This is a genomic window from Pseudomonas sp. HP_12 (genome assembly GCF_055283955.1).
On record NZ_JBTOQG010000034.1, the window covers coordinates 118,552 to 133,665 of the forward strand.

Consider the following 15,114-nt stretch of genomic DNA (forward strand, 5'->3'; position numbering starts at 1 on the left):
TCGACCGCAGGCATCCGGCGCATGAGCCGTCTCGGATCAGCCCGGTGGCGAGGATTATCCTTGCATCGGCAGGGCTGGCACTGGCCTCGCCTGCGACTGCAATGACTGATCAAAACAGCGCCGCGACCCATGTGAAATTCAATACCTCGTTCATTCAGGGCACCGATCAGCCCGCCGATCTCGCGACGTTTTTGCAAGGTAACAGCGTGGTCCCCGGAAGCTATCGGGTGGATGTCTACGTCAACCGTGTGCTGAGCGGGCGGCGTGACATCAACTTCGTCTCCAACGCCGCGAAAGGCACCGTTGAAGCTTGTCTCACCCTGGACATGCTCCGCCAGTTCGGCATGAACACCGACGCCGTGCAGGCCGGTGACGCTTCGCCAACAGCCTGTTTCGATCTCCCGGCGCGGGTCGAATTTGCCCGCGTCGATTATCAGCCGGCGAGCCTGCGCCTGAACATCAGCATCCCTCAGGCGATGATGTCGCGCAGCGCTCGCGGTTACGTGCCGCCGGAATTATGGGACGAGGGCGAGACGGTCGGTTTCGTGAATTACAACTTCAGCGGCGCGCGTCGCTCCCGCAGCGGCCAGGCTGAAGATCAGGATCAGTATTACCTGAGTGTTCGCAACGGCGTGAACCTCGGTGCCTGGCGACTGCGCAACGAGTCTTCGCTGACCTACGGCAATGACCAGCCCTACCGCTTTCGCAGCAACCGGACGTTCATCCAGCGTGACATCACCTCGCTGAAGAGCCAGCTGACCCTGGGCGAGACTTTTACCGATTCGCAGGTGTTCGACAGCGTTCGGTTCCTCGGCGCCATGGTGATGTTCGATGAGGGCATGCTGCCTGACAGCGAGCGGATTTTCGCGCCGGTCATTCGTGGTATTGCCGACACCAATGCATTGGTGGAAGTGCGGCAGAACGGTTTCATGCTGTACAGCGGCAACGTCTCGCCGGGCCCGTTCGAAATCACCGACATCTATCCCAGCGGGTCGAACGGCGATCTGGAAGTGACGGTGGTCGAAGCCGATGGCAGCAAGCGCGTCTTCGTCCAGGCCTACGCGTCACTGCCGATCATGGTGCCGAAAGGCGCGTTGCGCTACAGCCTCGCCGCCGGCCAATACGACAGCAACACGGAAGATGGCCTTTCACCCTCGTTCGCCAGCGGCACGCTGGTGTATGGCCTGACCGAACGGGTGACGGCAGCGGGCGGCGTGCAAATCGCCGAGGATTACCAGGCCGGCAACATCGGCGCGGGGGTCAACACCGGGCTCGGCGCGGTGTCGCTGGATCTGACCCAGTCCCTCAGCCGCCAGCGCGAGCAACGCTACAGTGGGCAAAGCCTGCGCCTGCGCTACGCCAATACGCTGGACCTGACCAACACCACCCTCGCCGTGGCCGGTTATCGCTATTCAACGGATCAATACCTGACGTTCGACGATCACGTGGATGCGTTGCAAGCACGTGACGGATCAGCCAGCGGGCGCGCCAAAGATCGTATCGAAATCAGCCTGACCCAGGCGCTGCCGGAGCAGTCTGCGTCGCTTAGCTTTACCGGGTCGGAGCAGCGCTACTGGGACCGTGGCAGTAAGACGCGCCAGCTGTATCTGTCGTGGAACTCGGCGTGGCGCAGCCTTAGTTACAACGTGTCGGTCGAGCGTAACCAGACCTTCGCGCGCAGCGGAGAAAGCCAGTCCGACAACCGCATTGCGCTGACATTGAGCCTGCCGCTGGGAAGCGATTCCGGCTCGTCGCGGCTGTTTGCCAATGCCGTTCGTGACAGCTCCGGCGCGTCCAGCCTGCAGTCCGGCTTGAACGGTCAACTGTTCGACGACCGCAACAGCTTCTACTCGCTGCAGGCCGGCCACGACAGTGCGTCGGGCTCATCAGGCTTCGGCAAACTCAGCACCACCACTGCCTACGGGCGTTTCGATGCGGGCTACGGGCAGGGCAGGGATTATCAGGCGCTGAGCATGGGCGCGTCGGGTTCGGTGGTCGCCCACGCGGGCGGGGTGAATTTCGGTCAGCCCTTGGGCGAGACCTTTGCGCTGGTGCAGGTAAAAGGGGTCAGCGGCGCGCGGCTGAGCAATTTCAGCAACGTCGAAACCGCCAATAACGGTTACGCCATCCTGCCTTACGCACAGCCGTATCGAACCAATTGGGTCAACCTCGACACCCGCCAGTTGGGGGCCGATGTCGAACTGGAGAATGCCGTGGATCAAGTCGTGCCCCGACGCGGCGCGGCGCCCTTGGTCAGCTTTCGTACGGCAATCGGTCGGCGTGTGCAATTCGAACTGGTGCGAGCCGATGGCAGCCGTTTGCCCATGGGCGCAGCGGTGGAAGACGAGCAGGGCAAGCCGCTGGCGACTGTCGACCCCAGCGGGCGAGCGCTGGTGCTGAGCGAGCGGGACAGCGGCGAGCTCATCGTCAAATGGACCGATCAACAATGCCGTGCATCCTTCGCGCTACCGCCGAAAGAAGCCCGTCGCAGCTACGATCGCCTGAAGGTGCAGTGCCAATGAGGCGCGCCTGTCTGTCAGGGCTTTTTCTGGCCGTCATCAGCGGTATGGCCCAAGGCGCCGTTTCACTGTCAGGCACCCGGTTGATCTTCGACGGCCGTTACAACGAGGCGACGATCGAGGTCAGCAACCGCGGTGATTCCGAGGCCCTGATTCAAGCCTGGCTCGATGCACCGCGCGCAGATGATCCACCGGACCGTGATCAACCCGGCAATGCGCGCGCAGCCGATCTGCCGTTTGCGTTGACCCCGCCCCTGGCGCGCCTGCCAGCCAAGGGCAAGCAGACCTTGCGCCTGCTCTATGAAGGCATCGGCCTGCCCCAGGACCGGGAGTCGATTCTGCACCTGTACGTGCTGGAAATTCCTCGGCGCAGCCCGGCGGTTCAGCAGTTGAGCATTGCCATCCGCCAACGCATTAACGTCTTCTATCGGCCAGCAGCGCTGGCCGGCGACCCGGCCGATGCGGCGCAAACGCTGATCTGGCAACGCGCTCCATCAACCGATGCCACGCTTTCCGTGCGCAACCCGACGCCGTATCACGTTTCGCTGCAGGACCTGCGCATCAATGGCATCGAAGTCGCAGACCACCGGTTGCTGCCACCTTTTTCGGACGCCTCACTGACGCTGCCTGTCATTGGTTTGAAGGGATCAGTGGCTGAAACCCTGAGCTTCAAGGCCATGACCGATTACGGCGGACAGCGCGATTACTGCGCGCCGTTTCAGGGTGGGCAGCCGTTCGCAGTGCCGCTGCGCACGTCGGATTCACACTCACTCATAGGGAAATGCTGACATGAAAAGATCCATCATCCGCGGGTGGCTGACGCTGCCGATCACGTTGCTGATGACGCTATTGATGCCCGGTCTCGCCATGGCGCTGACCTGCAAGACCCAGGGCGCAGGCGAGTCGGTGGTTCGTGCGGACCTGAGCAGCACCGTCGCCATTCCCGCTAACCTGCCTGATGGCAGTGCGGTCTGGCGTTCGGAGCGGCTGAACCTTGCGGTCGAGTGCGCTAGGGACGAACCGGGTGGCCCTGAAGAAGTGTTCTTGTATCTGAACCCGGACAACCTGCAGATCGGACAGGGGATTCGCGCCGGACTCACGTTGAGTGGCATTGATTTCGTGCAGACCAGCGGGCGGGTTCCCACGCAACAGCAAGCGCCGGCCTGCACGGACGCAGGTTCGTCCTGTCCGAGCGTCACGTTCAACCTGCCGTTTTCGGTGTTCATCCAGAAGTACGGCCCGACCCCGCCTTCTGGCGTCGCGAGTGGTTTGCACGACTATCGCATGTTCCAGCTCGATGGCGGCAGCGGGCAAAATCCCGGGCCTGACGCCACGCTCAACTACGTCATCAACAACCTTGAGGGCCTGCGGTTCGTCGCCTGTGACGCTGAATTGCGGGTCATGCCCGAGACCGTGGATTTCGGTGACGTGGCCATCCGCAACGTGCGAGTAGGGGAGCCGGCCACTTTTCAGCGCTTCGCGCTGGCTACCAGCCGCACCTGCGAATCGCCGTTCAGCCTCAATGCGCGCATCACACCGGTGTCCGGGATACTCAAGGGTGATGTACTGGTGCCGGTCGACAATGACAGCATCGGCATTCGGATTACCCGTGCCCGCGATGACTCGACCGTGCCGTTCCACGAGCCCTTTCACCTGACCGATCTGCTGGAGGGTGATTACTCCGAGACGGCTGACTTCAACGCCCAGTTGCTGTGGCAAACCAGTACGCCGACCGCGGGCCCGTTTTCAGCGGAAGTCATGGTGGATCTGTTCTACAAATAGGCGCGCGCAGTCGGTCTGTTGGCAGCAGCGATCCGGCGGCGATTCAGGTATGCTGCGCGGCTCTCGGGCGCCGCCCGTATTCCTCGACTGTCTGCCATTCCGGAGCTTTCATGACCACCCCCGAACACACGCCCGCTCCTGATGCTCGTGAATCGCACGCTCCGGTCGACGCCGACGCTGCCCCGGCGGATACAAAACCTGCGATTCCGGCGTTCAGCTTCCCGTTCAAGCCGGGCGAGCTGTTGCAGGCGAAGAAGGATCAGCAGCACTACAAAGGCTCGGGTAAATCAAACCACGACAAGCGTCCGGGCGTTGCGCCATCAGGCACCCGTCGGTCGATGGGCAAGCGCTGATTACACCGTCGCAGGCGAGGACGCTGCCGGGGGAATCACCCGCCCGCCATGCTCACACTTCTTTGCGAAAGCTGTCCCGATACTGAGTCGGCGTCACCCCCAGACGCTGACTGAAGATCAGCCGCATGCGCGCGGCGCTGCCAAATCCGCAGTGATACGCCACCGCCTTGATCGCCATTTCGCTGCCTTCCAGCAAATGGCGAGCGGCGTCGATGCGCGCACGCTGCACGAACTCCGCCGGAGTGACCTTGGCGTCGCGGGCAAATACCCGGGCGAACGTGCGGGGACTCATCGCCACCACGTCGGCCAGTCGCTCCACTGAAAACGGCTCGCCGATGTGCTCCATCACATAGCGCTGCACCTTGGCCACGGGCGAGTCGTCATCTGCCGACGCCGTGAGGTACGGGCTGAATTGCGACTGCCCGCCCTGACGCTGGGCCACCACCAGCAGACGTTTGGCCACCGCCAGGGATATCGCCGGGCCGTGATCCTCCGCCACCAACGCCAGCGCCATGTCGATGCCCGCCGTGACCCCGGCTGATGTCATCAGCGCACCGTCGCGAACATAGATGCGATCGGGCTCGACCCTCGCGTGGGGGAACTGATCGGCGAGCTGCTCAGCGTGGCTCCAATGGGTAGCGGCCTGCTTGCCATCCAGCAAACCGGCGTGGCCGAGGATGAACGCCCCTGTGCAGATCGAGCCGTAGCGTTGCGCCTGGGGCACGGCTTCCAGCAGCCAGTGGGTGATGGCGGGCATTTCCGCGCCGTCTGGCAATGACGGACCGCCGGGAATCAGAAGGATGTCGAACTGCTTCGGCGCGTCCGCCAGGGAATACTGCGCACCCAGTGGCATGCCGTTGGACGCAATGATCGGGTAGGGCGCCGCGCCGAGGGTGATGATCTCGTAGCCATCACCGTCGGGCAGGAAACGGTTGGCTTCGGCGAAGACGTCGAGCGGGCCGGCCACGTCCAGGGCCTGCACGTTGGGAAACAGCACAATCGCGACGCGCTTCATCCTACTTCTTTGGCAATGTGGTGACGTTATCCCACTCGGTAATCAGGGCTTTCTTGTTCTTGCGGTCGTAGAGGCACAGCTCGGTGCCGGTCTTGTTCTTCATGAACGCCTGTTTGTACTGACCTTTGATCAACAGTGCGTTGAAGCCGACGCTGTCATCGAAGGCCGCATCGGCGCCGGCCGGCTTGGCGTTTTTCAGGGAACTGGCGCTGACACAACTGTCGACCAGGGTTTTGTTGAAGGCGGTCCAGGCGTCCGGGCTGGAGGCATTGGCCTGGCCGGCAGCGGCAGCGGTGAGAACGAGCAACAGCGCGGTGTGCATCTTCACGGGTACGCATCTCCATGGCGTGAGCGGGTGAACGAGGCTCGGCGCAGATTCAGCGCGGTTCCAGTTCGTGGCGCTGAATATATTGCATACCGGCGCTCTCATACAGCCGGCGTGCGCCAAGATTACTTTCCATCACCTTGAGATCGACGTGGCCTTCGCCGCGCTGGCGGAAAGCTTTGAACACCTGATTGAGCAGCGTTAGACCCAGGCCTTGACGGTGCGCGCGGGGGTTGACCACCAGATTGCGGATGAACGCGCTGGTCCAGCATTGCGCAACGGCCACCACACCTTCAGCGTCCTCAAGAACGAAACACAGCGCCGGATCGAACTCGGGATCAGTCTCGAAGGCATCGAGCCAAGTGGCATAGTCTGCAACACGGCCGCCGCCGTGCTCGCGACCCAGCACCAGCAACTGGTGAACGGCCGGGGCGTTCTGCCCGGTGAATTCAACCAGACGCACGGCGGCGGGCCAGCCGGGATCATGGAGTGCCGGGCCGAGGTCGCGGCGCATCAACCAGTAATGCGCGGTGGAGGCATCGCCTGCGGCCGGTCTCAGATTCCCTGAGCTTCGACCGTGCGGGCGGCTTCGATCAAGCATCGTGTCAGCTCGGGCGAGGAGAACTTGGTCAGAACAGCGTTGGCGCCGGCAGCATCGGCTTTTTCGGCATTCATCGCGCTGTCCAGCGAAGTGTGCAGCAGCACGTACAGTTCCTGGAAGTCCGGCGTCTCCCGAAGCGTGCGGGTGAGCGCGTAGCCGTCCATCTCCGACATCTCGATGTCGGACACCACCACGTTGATCTGCTGTGCGGTGCCTTGCAAATCGAGTAACTGATCAATGGCTTCCCGCGCACTGCGGGCGGTGTGGCATTCGATGCCCAGATTGCGCAGGGTAATCACCGATTGTTGCAGCGCCACCTGACTGTCATCGACCACCAGGATGCGCGCCTTCGCCAGCACTTTGGCGTCATCGGCGCTGAGCTCGGCGCGTTCGGCGACGATCCGTGCGGGCGCGATGCCGTGAATGACCTTCTCGATGTCCAGCACCTGAACCAGCGTCCCGTCCACCTGCGTCACGCCGGTGATGAACGACTTGTTGCCGGAGCCAAAGGGCGGCGGACGAATGTCGGTGGTCAGGCAGTGAACGATCTTGCTGACGGCCTGCACGTGCAGCCCCTGCTTCGACCGGCTGACATCGGTGACGATCAGGCAGCCGCCATCGGGGTCCACCAACGGGCGCTCGCCAATGGCACGACTCAGGTCAATCACCGACAGCGGGTTGCCACGCAAGGTCGCGACCCCTTTGACGTGTGGGTGGGATTCCGGCAAACGCGTAAGGGGAGGGCAGGGGATGATTTCACTGACCTTGAGCAGGTTGATCGCCATCAGCTTTCCGCTGCGTAACGTGAACAGCAGAAGCGAGAGTGAATCTGCGCGGACGTTCTTGGACATATAAACCTTCTGTGATGCGTTGCCTGGCCGCGTGGGTTCGGCCAACAGCTTTCGATGACGGTTTATCGACCTGATGAAGTCAGGCTTTAGCCCTTTCGATTTTACCCAGCCGGCTGGCCTGTCAGTATTGCAGTCAATTTGACCGTAGCCTGGTCATTTTGACGCGCGATTCGACGAGGTCATATTGACTGTGCCGTGGCCAGGCCTTTGATTTCAGGCCTTGGGGTCGCTGGCACGATTCCTGAACTACCGAGGTAACGCTTACTCATCAGCTCTCGGGAGTTATTTATGTTGTCCGTATCGGATCGTGCCATCGTCAAGTCAACAGTGCCACTGCTGGAAAGCGGCGGAGAGGCGCTGATTACCCATTTCTACCAAATGCTCCTCGATCGATACCCGCAAGTGCGTCCACTGTTCAACAAGGCGCATCAGGCCAGTGGTGAACAGCCTCGCGCCCTGGCGAACGGGGTGTTTATGTACGCGAGGCACATCGATCAGCTTGATCAACTGGGCGATCTGGTCGCCAAGATCATCAACAAACACGTGGCGCTGCAGATCCTTCCCGAGCACTACCCGCTCGTTGGCGAGTGCCTGCTTGAGTCTATTCGCGAAGTGCTGGGGAAGGAAGTCGCCACTGGCGAGGTCATCACTGCGTGGGGCAACGCCTACGGGCAACTGGCCGACATTTTGATCGGCGCGGAAAAAGCCATCTACGACGAGAAAGCCCAGGCAGCAGGTGGCTGGCGTGGTGAGCGTGAATTCAAAGTGGTCGCCAAAACGCCGGAGAGCGCGGAAATCACCTCGTTCCACTTTGCACCGGCAGATGACCAGCCGATCCTGCAATTCACCGCCGGCCAGTACATCGGCATGCAACTGCACGTGAACGGCGAAGAGATCCGCCGCAATTACTCGTTATCGGCCCTGGCCGGGAACAATCAGTACCGCATCAGCGTGAAACGCGAGCCTGATGGAGTCGCTTCCAATTATCTGCACGATCAGCTGCAGGTCGGCGACAGCATCAATCTGTACCCGCCCTCCGGAGAATTCACCCTGACCGACAGCGACAAACCGCTGGTGCTCATCAGCGGTGGCGTCGGCATCACGCCAACCCTGACCATGCTCGAAGCGGCATTGCCGACTCAGCGGCCGATTTACTTCATCCACTGCGCGCGCAACGGCTCGGTCCATGCGTTTCGCGACTGGATCGAAAGCCTGGCGAGCAAGCATCCTCAGCTCAAGCGTTTCTATTGCTACGCCGAAGATGACGGCGTCAGCCCGGCGGCCCATGCGACGGGTCTGCTCGATCAGGCGCGCCTGGAGCAATGGCTGCCGGAGAATCGCGACGTCGATGCGTACTTCCTGGGGCCTAAAGGCTTTATGGCGGCGATCAAGCGTCAACTGAAAGCGGCCGGCGTGCCCGATGCACAGGCGCGGTATGAATTCTTCGGTCCTGCGTCAGCGTTGGAATAATCGCTGCGACAATTAGACGCATCCTACATATATAGAAGGATTCTGTGCGGCGACCCATCACTGCGACAAAAAGCCGCACGCTTCTATATATAGGCAGGAAACAGGAGAGCTCACACTAGCGTTTGAATTGGAATGTTAACGCTCGGCTAATGCCGCCGTGTTCACCATTGCGCGGGTTACGGCGGTGGACCGGGAGGCGGTCACGTCCGGTCGCGAATGGCACTGCGTGAACGGGGTGTCGTGACGGTGATAGAATCGCCGCCCTTGCGGGGCGTCCGGGCCGCAACGCTCCACATCCGTCGATCCGGATGACTCCAATTCAAAGGGCATGTGAATGACTGAAGAGATGTTGTACCTGCGGCGTGAAAAGCAGTTTCTGGTGTTGCTGGGCATCATCTGCCTGGCGTTGATCGGCGGCGCCTTGTACATGCAGGTGGTGCTGGGCGAAGCGCCTTGCCCGCTGTGCATCCTGCAGCGGTATGCGCTGTTGTTCATCGCGGTGTTCGCGTTCATCGGCGCGGCAATGCCGGGCCGTCTGAGCCTGACCATCTGTGAAGCGCTGGTGGTGTTGAGCGCCGTGGGCGGGCTGGTTACCGCAGGGCGTCACGTGTACATCCAGACCCACCCGACCGAGAGCTGCGGCATCGATGTGCTGCAGCCGATTGTCGACGGTCTGCCCCTGGCGTCTCTATTTCCGCTAGGCTTCCAGGTAGGCGGTTTCTGCGAGACGCCATATCCGCCAGTTCTCGGTTTGTCTTTGGCGCAATGGGCGTTAGTGGCGTTTGTACTGACTGTTGTGCTCGTTCCTGCGGGAATTATTCGTAACCGGATGAAAGCACGCTGATTACAAAGTGTTGCGTAACAAAGCCCCGGAAATCCTTCAACAGAACCGGGGCTTTGCTCAGTTTCAGGGTGCGGCATAACACCGCATTTTTACCGAACGTGAAATTAACTGTTGCGCAGAAACTTATAGTCAATAAAACTTTACGTATCTACAATCGCCCCCAATTCACGCCCCCCCTCATTTGCGGGACGGTGTAAATCGAGGTTATGGAGCGTCTTTTCGCTCTAGTAGACGCGGTTCGAATGGCCTCCCGAGTCACGTTCTGAATGTCTGCGCCAAGGGATAGGGTCCGCATTAGCGGGTGCCACCATTCGAATAAGAAACCAAAGCTCAACCCGGATTTGTTGTGAGGCCCCATGCTTCCTGACAGGCCCCTTTTCAATCCAAGCATTTGCCAGCACCTGGCAGGGTGAAGTGTTGGCGGTCGAAACCCAACTGCGATGCGAAAGCTGCTTTTAGAGGTCGTGAGATGAGTAAAAAAAGGTACCCCAGGTTTTTTGGCTTCTTGGCCCTTTTCAGCATGCTCCTGCTCAGCGGGTGCGATTACACCCTGCTGGATCCCAAAGGCCATGTGGGCGTTCAAGAGCGTGACCTGATCATCACTGCTACCTTGCTGATGCTGCTGGTGGTGGTGCCGGTCATTTTCATGACCATCATCTTCGCCTGGAAGTATCGCGCTACCAACAAGAGCGCGACGTACACGCCTGACTGGGCGCATTCGACCCGGATTGAGCTGGTGGTCTGGCTGGTTCCATTGGCCATCATCATCGTGCTCGGCTATGTGACCTACAAGTCGACCCACGCGCTGGACCCTTACCGTCCGCTCGAGTCAGACGTCAAGCCGCTGACCATTGAAGTGGTCGCACTGGACTGGAAATGGCTGTTCATCTATCCGGAACAGGGCATCGCCACCGTCAACAAGATCGTGTTCCCGGCCAACACGCCGATCAATTTCCGCATCACTTCCGATTCGGTCATGAACTCGTTCTTCATCCCTGCACTGGGCGGCCAGATCTACGCGATGGCCGGCATGCAGACCAAGCTGCACCTGATCGCCAATGAAAACGGCGAGTTCGATGGTATCTCCGCCAACTACAGCGGCGCAGGTTTCACCGGCATGAAATTCAAGGCGACTGCCACCTCACAGGCTGATTTCGACGCTTGGGTTGCCGACGTCAAGAATTCACCTAAAACACTGGCAACGGCCGAATACGCCGCGCTGGCCAAGCCTAGCGAACGTAACCCCGTTGAACTCTACTCCTCGGTCACTCCGAACCTGTTCCAGATCATCATCGACAAGTATGAAGGTATGAAGCCGGGCAAGATTGTCCATGAGAAGAAAGAAGTAGCAGGTACGGAAGGGATGGACATGGGTAAGCATTCAGCTGCGCAGGCAGAGGAGTAAACGATGTTTGGTAAATTAAGTCTGGACGCGATTCCGTTCCACGAGCCGATAGTCATGATCACGGTCGCCATGATCGCGATCGGTGGTGCGGCATTGCTGGGTCTGATCACGTACTTCAAGAAGTGGACTTACCTCTACACCGAGTGGCTGACGTCTGTCGACCACAAGAAAATCGGTGTCATGTACATCATCATTGCAATGGTCATGCTGCTGCGCGGCTTTGCCGACGCCGTACTGATGCGTTCGCAATTGGCCATGGCCACTGAAGGCTCACCCGGTTACCTGCCGCCTGAGCACTATGACCAGATCTTCACCGCTCACGGTGTGATCATGATCATCTTCATGGCGATGCCTTTCTTCACCGGCCTGATGAACATCGTCGTGCCTCTGCAGATTGGCGCTCGCGACGTTGCCTTCCCGTTCCTGAACTCCTTGAGCCTCTATCTGCTGATCTCCGGCGTGATTCTGGTCAACGTGTCTCTGGGCGTCGGCGAGTTCGCACGTACCGGTTGGGTGGCCTATCCACCGCTGTCGGAACTGGGCTATAGCCCGGGCGTGGGTGTGGATTACTACATCTGGGCACTGCAGCTGTCAGGACTGGGGACAACGTTAACCGGGGTCAACTTCCTGGTTACCGTGCTGAAGATGCGTACCCCTGGCATGAAACTGATGGACATGCCGATCTTCACCTGGACCTGCACCTGGGCCAACGTCCTGATCGTGGCTTCGTTCCCGATCCTGACCGGTACCCTGGCGTTCCTGACCCTCGACCGTTATCTGGACTTCCACATCTTCACGAACGAGTTGGGTGGTAACCCGATGATGTACGTGAACCTGTTCTGGGCGTGGGGTCACCCCGAGGTTTACATCCTGATTCTGCCGGCGTTCGGGGTCTTCTCCGAAGTCATCTCGACGTTCACCGGCAAGCGTCTGTTCGGCCACCACTCGATGATCTACGCCTCCGGTGCGATCTCGATCCTGGGCTTCATGGTCTGGCTGCACCACTTCTTTACCATGGGTTCGGGTGCAAGCGTCAACGCCTTCTTCGGTCTGGCGACGATGCTGATTTCCATCCCGACGGGTGTGAAGCTGTTCAACTGGCTGTTCACGATCTACCAGGGACGTCTGCGCTTCACCGCGCCAGTCTTGTGGACCCTGGGCTTCATGGTCACCTTCTCCATCGGTGGTATGACCGGCGTACTGCTGGCTATCCCGGGTGCCGACTTCGTTCTGCACAACAGCCTGTTTGTGATCGCGCACTTCCATAACGTGATCATCGGTGGTGCTGTGTTCGGTTACATCGCCGGCTTCGCGTTCTGGTTCCCTAAAGCGTTCGGCTTCAAGCTGAACGAGAAGTGGGGCAAGGCAGCGTTCTGGTTCTGGATCTCGGGTTTCTACGTTGCCTTCATGCCGCTCTACGCACTGGGCTTCATGGGCATGACCCGTCGTCTGAACACCACTGACAACCCGGACTGGACGCCATACCTGCACGTCGCGTTCGTCGGTGCGTTGCTGATCGCTGTCGGTATCGCCTGCCAGCTGATCCAGATCTTCGTGAGTATCCGTGACCGCGAGCAGAACCGCGATCTGACCGGTGACCCATGGAATGGCCACACCCTGGAATGGTCCACTTCGTCGCCACCGCCTTTCTACAACTTTGCAGAAATGCCGAAAGCCAACGAGATCGACCCGTGGTATGCCGCCAAGCGTGATGGCGAGGCCTACAAGGTTCCGGCCAAGTACTCCGACATCCACATGCCGAACAACACGGCAACGGGCATGGTGATGGGCCTCCTGCTGACCGTCTTCGGTTTCGCGATGATCTGGCACATCTTCTGGCTGGCGGGCGTGAGCCTGATTGGCACGATCGTTTACTTCGTGATTCACGCTGCACGTGACGATCAGGGCTACATGGTTCCTGCATCCGAAGTGGCACGCATTGAAGGCGAGCAACACGCGATCCTGGCTCGTGTTCGCAATGGTCAGACAAACACTCCTGTCAACAAGCTGGAGCAGGCATAAACAATGTCGAACTTAGTATTTGATGGTGCGAAGGGTCACGACCACGGTCATGACCACGAGCACGACCATGGTCACCATGACGCCGGCGAGATGAAGATCTACGGTTTCTGGATCTACCTGATGACCGACTGCATTCTGTTTGCGTCGATCTTCGCCATTTACGCGGTACTGGTTAACAACGTAGCGGGTGGCCCTGCGGGCCACGACATCTTCGAACTGCCTTACGTGCTCGGCGAAACCGCCTGCCTGTTGCTCAGCTCGATCACCTACGGCTTCGCCATGCTGGCGATGCACAAGGGCAACAAGTCGGGCGTTCTGGGTTGGTTGTTCGTGACCTTCCTGTTCGGCCTGGGCTTCATCGGCATGGAGATCAACGAGTTCCACCTGCTGATCTCCGAAGGTTACGGCCCTAACCGCAGCGGCTTCCTGTCGGCGTTCTTCACGCTGGTCGGCACCCACGGTCTGCACGTGACCAGCGGCCTGATCTGGATGGCGATCATGATGTATCAGGTCTCCAAGCACGGCCTGACCGGGACCAACCAGACTCGCCTGAGCATGCTCAGCCTGTTCTGGCACTTCCTGGACGTTGTCTGGATCTGCGTGTTCACCGTTGTCTATCTGATGGGGACCATTTAAATGGCGAATTCACATCACTCCCATGACGCCGCCAGCCATGAACCTGCCGCCCACGGCAGCTTCAAGTCGTACATGGTCGGTTTCGTACTGTCGATCATCCTGACCGCGGTTCCTTTCGGTCTGGTGATGTTCCCGACGATCTCGAAAGTGGCCACGCTGTGGGTCGTTCTGATCTTCGCAGTCGTGCAGGTTCTGGTTCACCTGGTGTACTTCCTGCACCTTGACCGCTCGGCGGCACAGCGCAACAACGTCATCGCGTTTGCCTTCGCTGGCCTTGTGATCGTGCTGCTGGTTGGTTTGAGCACCTGGATCATGTTCAGCATTCACACCGCCATGATGGCGAAGTGAGGAAAACCTGATGTCACTGAAGCACTTTATCCAAATCACCAAACCGGGGATCATTTTCGGTAACGTGCTTTCGGTGGCAGGTGGCTTTTTTCTGGCTTCCAAGGGGCATGTCGATATCGGCTTGTTCCTGGCAGCCGTGATCGGGACTTCACTGGTAGTAGCTTCTGGCTGCGTGTTCAACAACTGCATCGATCGCGATATCGATGTGAAGATGGAGCGCACCAAGAATCGGGTGCTGGTGCAAGGGTTGGTGTCAGTGAAACTGGCACTGATCTACGCCACTGTGCTGGGTGTTGTCGGCGTCGGTCTGCTGTACACAAAGGCCAACGCACTGGCGGCACTGTTCGCCGTAATCGGCTTCGTGATCTACGTCGGCTTTTACAGCCTGTACCTGAAGCGCAGGTCGGTTCATGGCACGTTGGTCGGCAGCCTGTCGGGCGCGATGCCTCCGGTCATTGGTTACGTCGCGGTCAGCAACACCTTCGACCTCGCGGCGCTGACCTTGCTGGTGATGTTCAGCCTTTGGCAGATGCCTCACTCGTACGCTATCGCGATTTTCCGCTTCAACGACTATCGGGCTGCTTCGATTCCGGTCCTGCCGGTCAAGCGCGGTATCCGGGTCGCCAAGCGGCACATCCTGATCTACATCCTGGCTTTCCTGCTGGCGACCTTGATGCTGACCTTCGGCGGCTACGCCGGGCTCAATTATCTGGCCGTCGCAGCGGCGATGGGCATGTACTGGTTGTACATGGCCTGGACCGGCTACAAAGCCAAAGACGACACTGTTTGGGCACGCAAGCTGTTCGTGTTCTCCATCTTCACGATCACAGCCTTGAGCGTGGCGATGTCGCTGGATTTTCAGGTAACTAAGGAACTGTTGGTGACATACGCAGCGCCTTAGTCGCCTGAAGGAAACGCAAAAAACCCGGTTGCTCGCGAGAGA

General features: G+C 59.7%; 15 protein-coding genes. 11 read left to right on the forward strand and 4 right to left on the reverse strand.

Translation table 11 applies throughout. From position 1 onward, the window contains the following. Window positions 1-101 precede the first annotated feature (101 nt). From ACYASU_RS19115 to ACYASU_RS19130, 4 genes are all read left to right on the forward strand, one after another. On the forward strand, window positions 102-2,522 hold the full coding sequence (locus ACYASU_RS19115) for a fimbria/pilus outer membrane usher protein (protein WP_463583716.1): 2,421 nt from the start codon (window positions 102-104) through the stop codon (window positions 2,520-2,522). Continuing rightward, on the forward strand, window positions 2,519-3,307 hold the full coding sequence (locus ACYASU_RS19120; RefSeq protein ID WP_463583717.1) for a fimbrial biogenesis chaperone: 789 nt from the start codon (window positions 2,519-2,521) through the stop codon (window positions 3,305-3,307). The genes ACYASU_RS19115 and ACYASU_RS19120 overlap by 4 nt, the downstream gene beginning before the upstream one ends. A gap of 1 nt (window position 3,308) precedes the next feature. Next, window positions 3,309-4,301, forward strand: a complete 993-nt coding sequence (locus ACYASU_RS19125) for a fimbrial protein (RefSeq protein WP_192170715.1) — start codon at window positions 3,309-3,311, stop codon at window positions 4,299-4,301. Window positions 4,302-4,411: 110 nt separating this feature from the next. Further along, a complete protein-coding gene (locus ACYASU_RS19130; protein WP_192170716.1) occupies window positions 4,412-4,654 on the forward strand; it encodes a hypothetical protein in 243 nt (80 codons plus the stop codon). 52 nt (window positions 4,655-4,706) lie between these two features. On the opposite strand, the gene ACYASU_RS19135 is transcribed toward ACYASU_RS19130, so the two are convergent. The 4 genes from ACYASU_RS19135 to ACYASU_RS19150 are packed head-to-tail and all read right to left on the reverse strand — an operon-like array spanning window position 4,707 to window position 7,446. Continuing rightward, a complete protein-coding gene (locus ACYASU_RS19135; protein ID WP_346625604.1) occupies window positions 4,707-5,669 on the reverse strand; it encodes a GlxA family transcriptional regulator in 963 nt (320 codons plus the stop codon). Window position 5,670: 1 nt separating this feature from the next. Beyond that, window positions 5,671-5,997: a hypothetical protein gene (locus tag ACYASU_RS19140; RefSeq protein WP_163023052.1), complete on the reverse strand. Its 327-nt coding sequence runs from the start codon at window positions 5,995-5,997 to the stop codon at window positions 5,671-5,673. Window positions 5,998-6,046: 49 nt separating this feature from the next. Next, the gene (locus ACYASU_RS19145; RefSeq protein WP_463583718.1) at window positions 6,047-6,508 is read right to left on the reverse strand and encodes a GNAT family N-acetyltransferase; all 462 of its coding nucleotides are present in this window, start codon (window positions 6,506-6,508) and stop codon (window positions 6,047-6,049) included. A 41-nt stretch (window positions 6,509-6,549) separates the two neighbouring features. Continuing rightward, the gene (locus ACYASU_RS19150) at window positions 6,550-7,446 is read right to left on the reverse strand and encodes a chemotaxis protein CheV (RefSeq protein ID WP_192170719.1); all 897 of its coding nucleotides are present in this window, start codon (window positions 7,444-7,446) and stop codon (window positions 6,550-6,552) included. Window positions 7,447-7,734: 288 nt separating this feature from the next. Here ACYASU_RS19150 and hmpA point away from each other — a divergent pair, with 288 nt between their 5' ends. The 7 genes from hmpA (at window position 7,735) to cyoE (ending at window position 15,072) form a co-directional block, all read left to right on the forward strand. Next, window positions 7,735-8,916 (forward strand): NO-inducible flavohemoprotein, encoded by a 1,182-nt coding sequence (gene hmpA / locus ACYASU_RS19155; RefSeq protein ID WP_463583719.1) that lies wholly within the window; start codon window positions 7,735-7,737, stop codon window positions 8,914-8,916. Window positions 8,917-9,250: 334 nt separating this feature from the next. Beyond that, complete coding sequence (locus ACYASU_RS19160) at window positions 9,251-9,760, forward strand: disulfide bond formation protein B (RefSeq protein WP_192170721.1); 510 nt, start codon at window positions 9,251-9,253, stop codon at window positions 9,758-9,760. A 469-nt stretch (window positions 9,761-10,229) separates the two neighbouring features. After that, window positions 10,230-11,165 (forward strand): ubiquinol oxidase subunit II, encoded by a 936-nt coding sequence (cyoA, locus tag ACYASU_RS19165; RefSeq protein WP_192170722.1) that lies wholly within the window; start codon window positions 10,230-10,232, stop codon window positions 11,163-11,165. A gap of 3 nt (window positions 11,166-11,168) precedes the next feature. Further along, window positions 11,169-13,187: a cytochrome o ubiquinol oxidase subunit I gene (cyoB, locus tag ACYASU_RS19170; protein WP_192170723.1), complete on the forward strand. Its 2,019-nt coding sequence runs from the start codon at window positions 11,169-11,171 to the stop codon at window positions 13,185-13,187. A gap of 3 nt (window positions 13,188-13,190) precedes the next feature. After that, entirely contained in the window at window positions 13,191-13,823 is a 633-nt protein-coding gene (locus tag ACYASU_RS19175; RefSeq protein ID WP_074886388.1) for a cytochrome o ubiquinol oxidase subunit III, read from the forward strand. Further along, window positions 13,824-14,171: a cytochrome o ubiquinol oxidase subunit IV gene (gene cyoD / locus ACYASU_RS19180; protein WP_192170724.1), complete on the forward strand. Its 348-nt coding sequence runs from the start codon at window positions 13,824-13,826 to the stop codon at window positions 14,169-14,171. Window positions 14,172-14,181: 10 nt separating this feature from the next. After that, window positions 14,182-15,072 (forward strand): heme o synthase, encoded by an 891-nt coding sequence (cyoE, locus tag ACYASU_RS19185; RefSeq protein WP_074886382.1) that lies wholly within the window; start codon window positions 14,182-14,184, stop codon window positions 15,070-15,072. Window positions 15,073-15,114 lie beyond the last annotated feature (42 nt).

Bases quoted from the DNA above. Each gene is read 5' to 3' on its own strand.
- ACYASU_RS19115 (WP_463583716.1), top strand. From the start codon at position 102: ATGACTGATCAAAACAGCGCCGCGACCCATGTGAAATTCAATACCTCG.
- ACYASU_RS19135 (WP_346625604.1), bottom strand. From the start codon at position 5,669: ATGAAGCGCGTCGCGATTGTGCTGTTTCCCAACGTGCAGGCCCTGGAC.
- cyoA (WP_192170722.1), top strand. From the start codon at position 10,230: ATGAGTAAAAAAAGGTACCCCAGGTTTTTTGGCTTCTTGGCCCTTTTC.
- cyoE (WP_074886382.1), top strand. From the start codon at position 14,182: ATGTCACTGAAGCACTTTATCCAAATCACCAAACCGGGGATCATTTTC.
- ACYASU_RS19120 (WP_463583717.1), top strand. From the start codon at position 2,519: ATGAGGCGCGCCTGTCTGTCAGGGCTTTTTCTGGCCGTCATCAGCGGT.
- ACYASU_RS19150 (WP_192170719.1), bottom strand. From the start codon at position 7,446: ATGTCCAAGAACGTCCGCGCAGATTCACTCTCGCTTCTGCTGTTCACG.
- ACYASU_RS19145 (WP_463583718.1), bottom strand. From the start codon at position 6,508: ATGCGCCGCGACCTCGGCCCGGCACTCCATGATCCCGGCTGGCCCGCC.
- ACYASU_RS19160 (WP_192170721.1), top strand. From the start codon at position 9,251: ATGACTGAAGAGATGTTGTACCTGCGGCGTGAAAAGCAGTTTCTGGTG.
- ACYASU_RS19125 (WP_192170715.1), top strand. From the start codon at position 3,309: ATGAAAAGATCCATCATCCGCGGGTGGCTGACGCTGCCGATCACGTTG.
- ACYASU_RS19130 (WP_192170716.1), top strand. From the start codon at position 4,412: ATGACCACCCCCGAACACACGCCCGCTCCTGATGCTCGTGAATCGCAC.
- cyoB (WP_192170723.1), top strand. From the start codon at position 11,169: ATGTTTGGTAAATTAAGTCTGGACGCGATTCCGTTCCACGAGCCGATA.
- ACYASU_RS19175 (WP_074886388.1), top strand. From the start codon at position 13,191: ATGTCGAACTTAGTATTTGATGGTGCGAAGGGTCACGACCACGGTCAT.
- hmpA (WP_463583719.1), top strand. From the start codon at position 7,735: ATGTTGTCCGTATCGGATCGTGCCATCGTCAAGTCAACAGTGCCACTG.
- cyoD (WP_192170724.1), top strand. From the start codon at position 13,824: ATGGCGAATTCACATCACTCCCATGACGCCGCCAGCCATGAACCTGCC.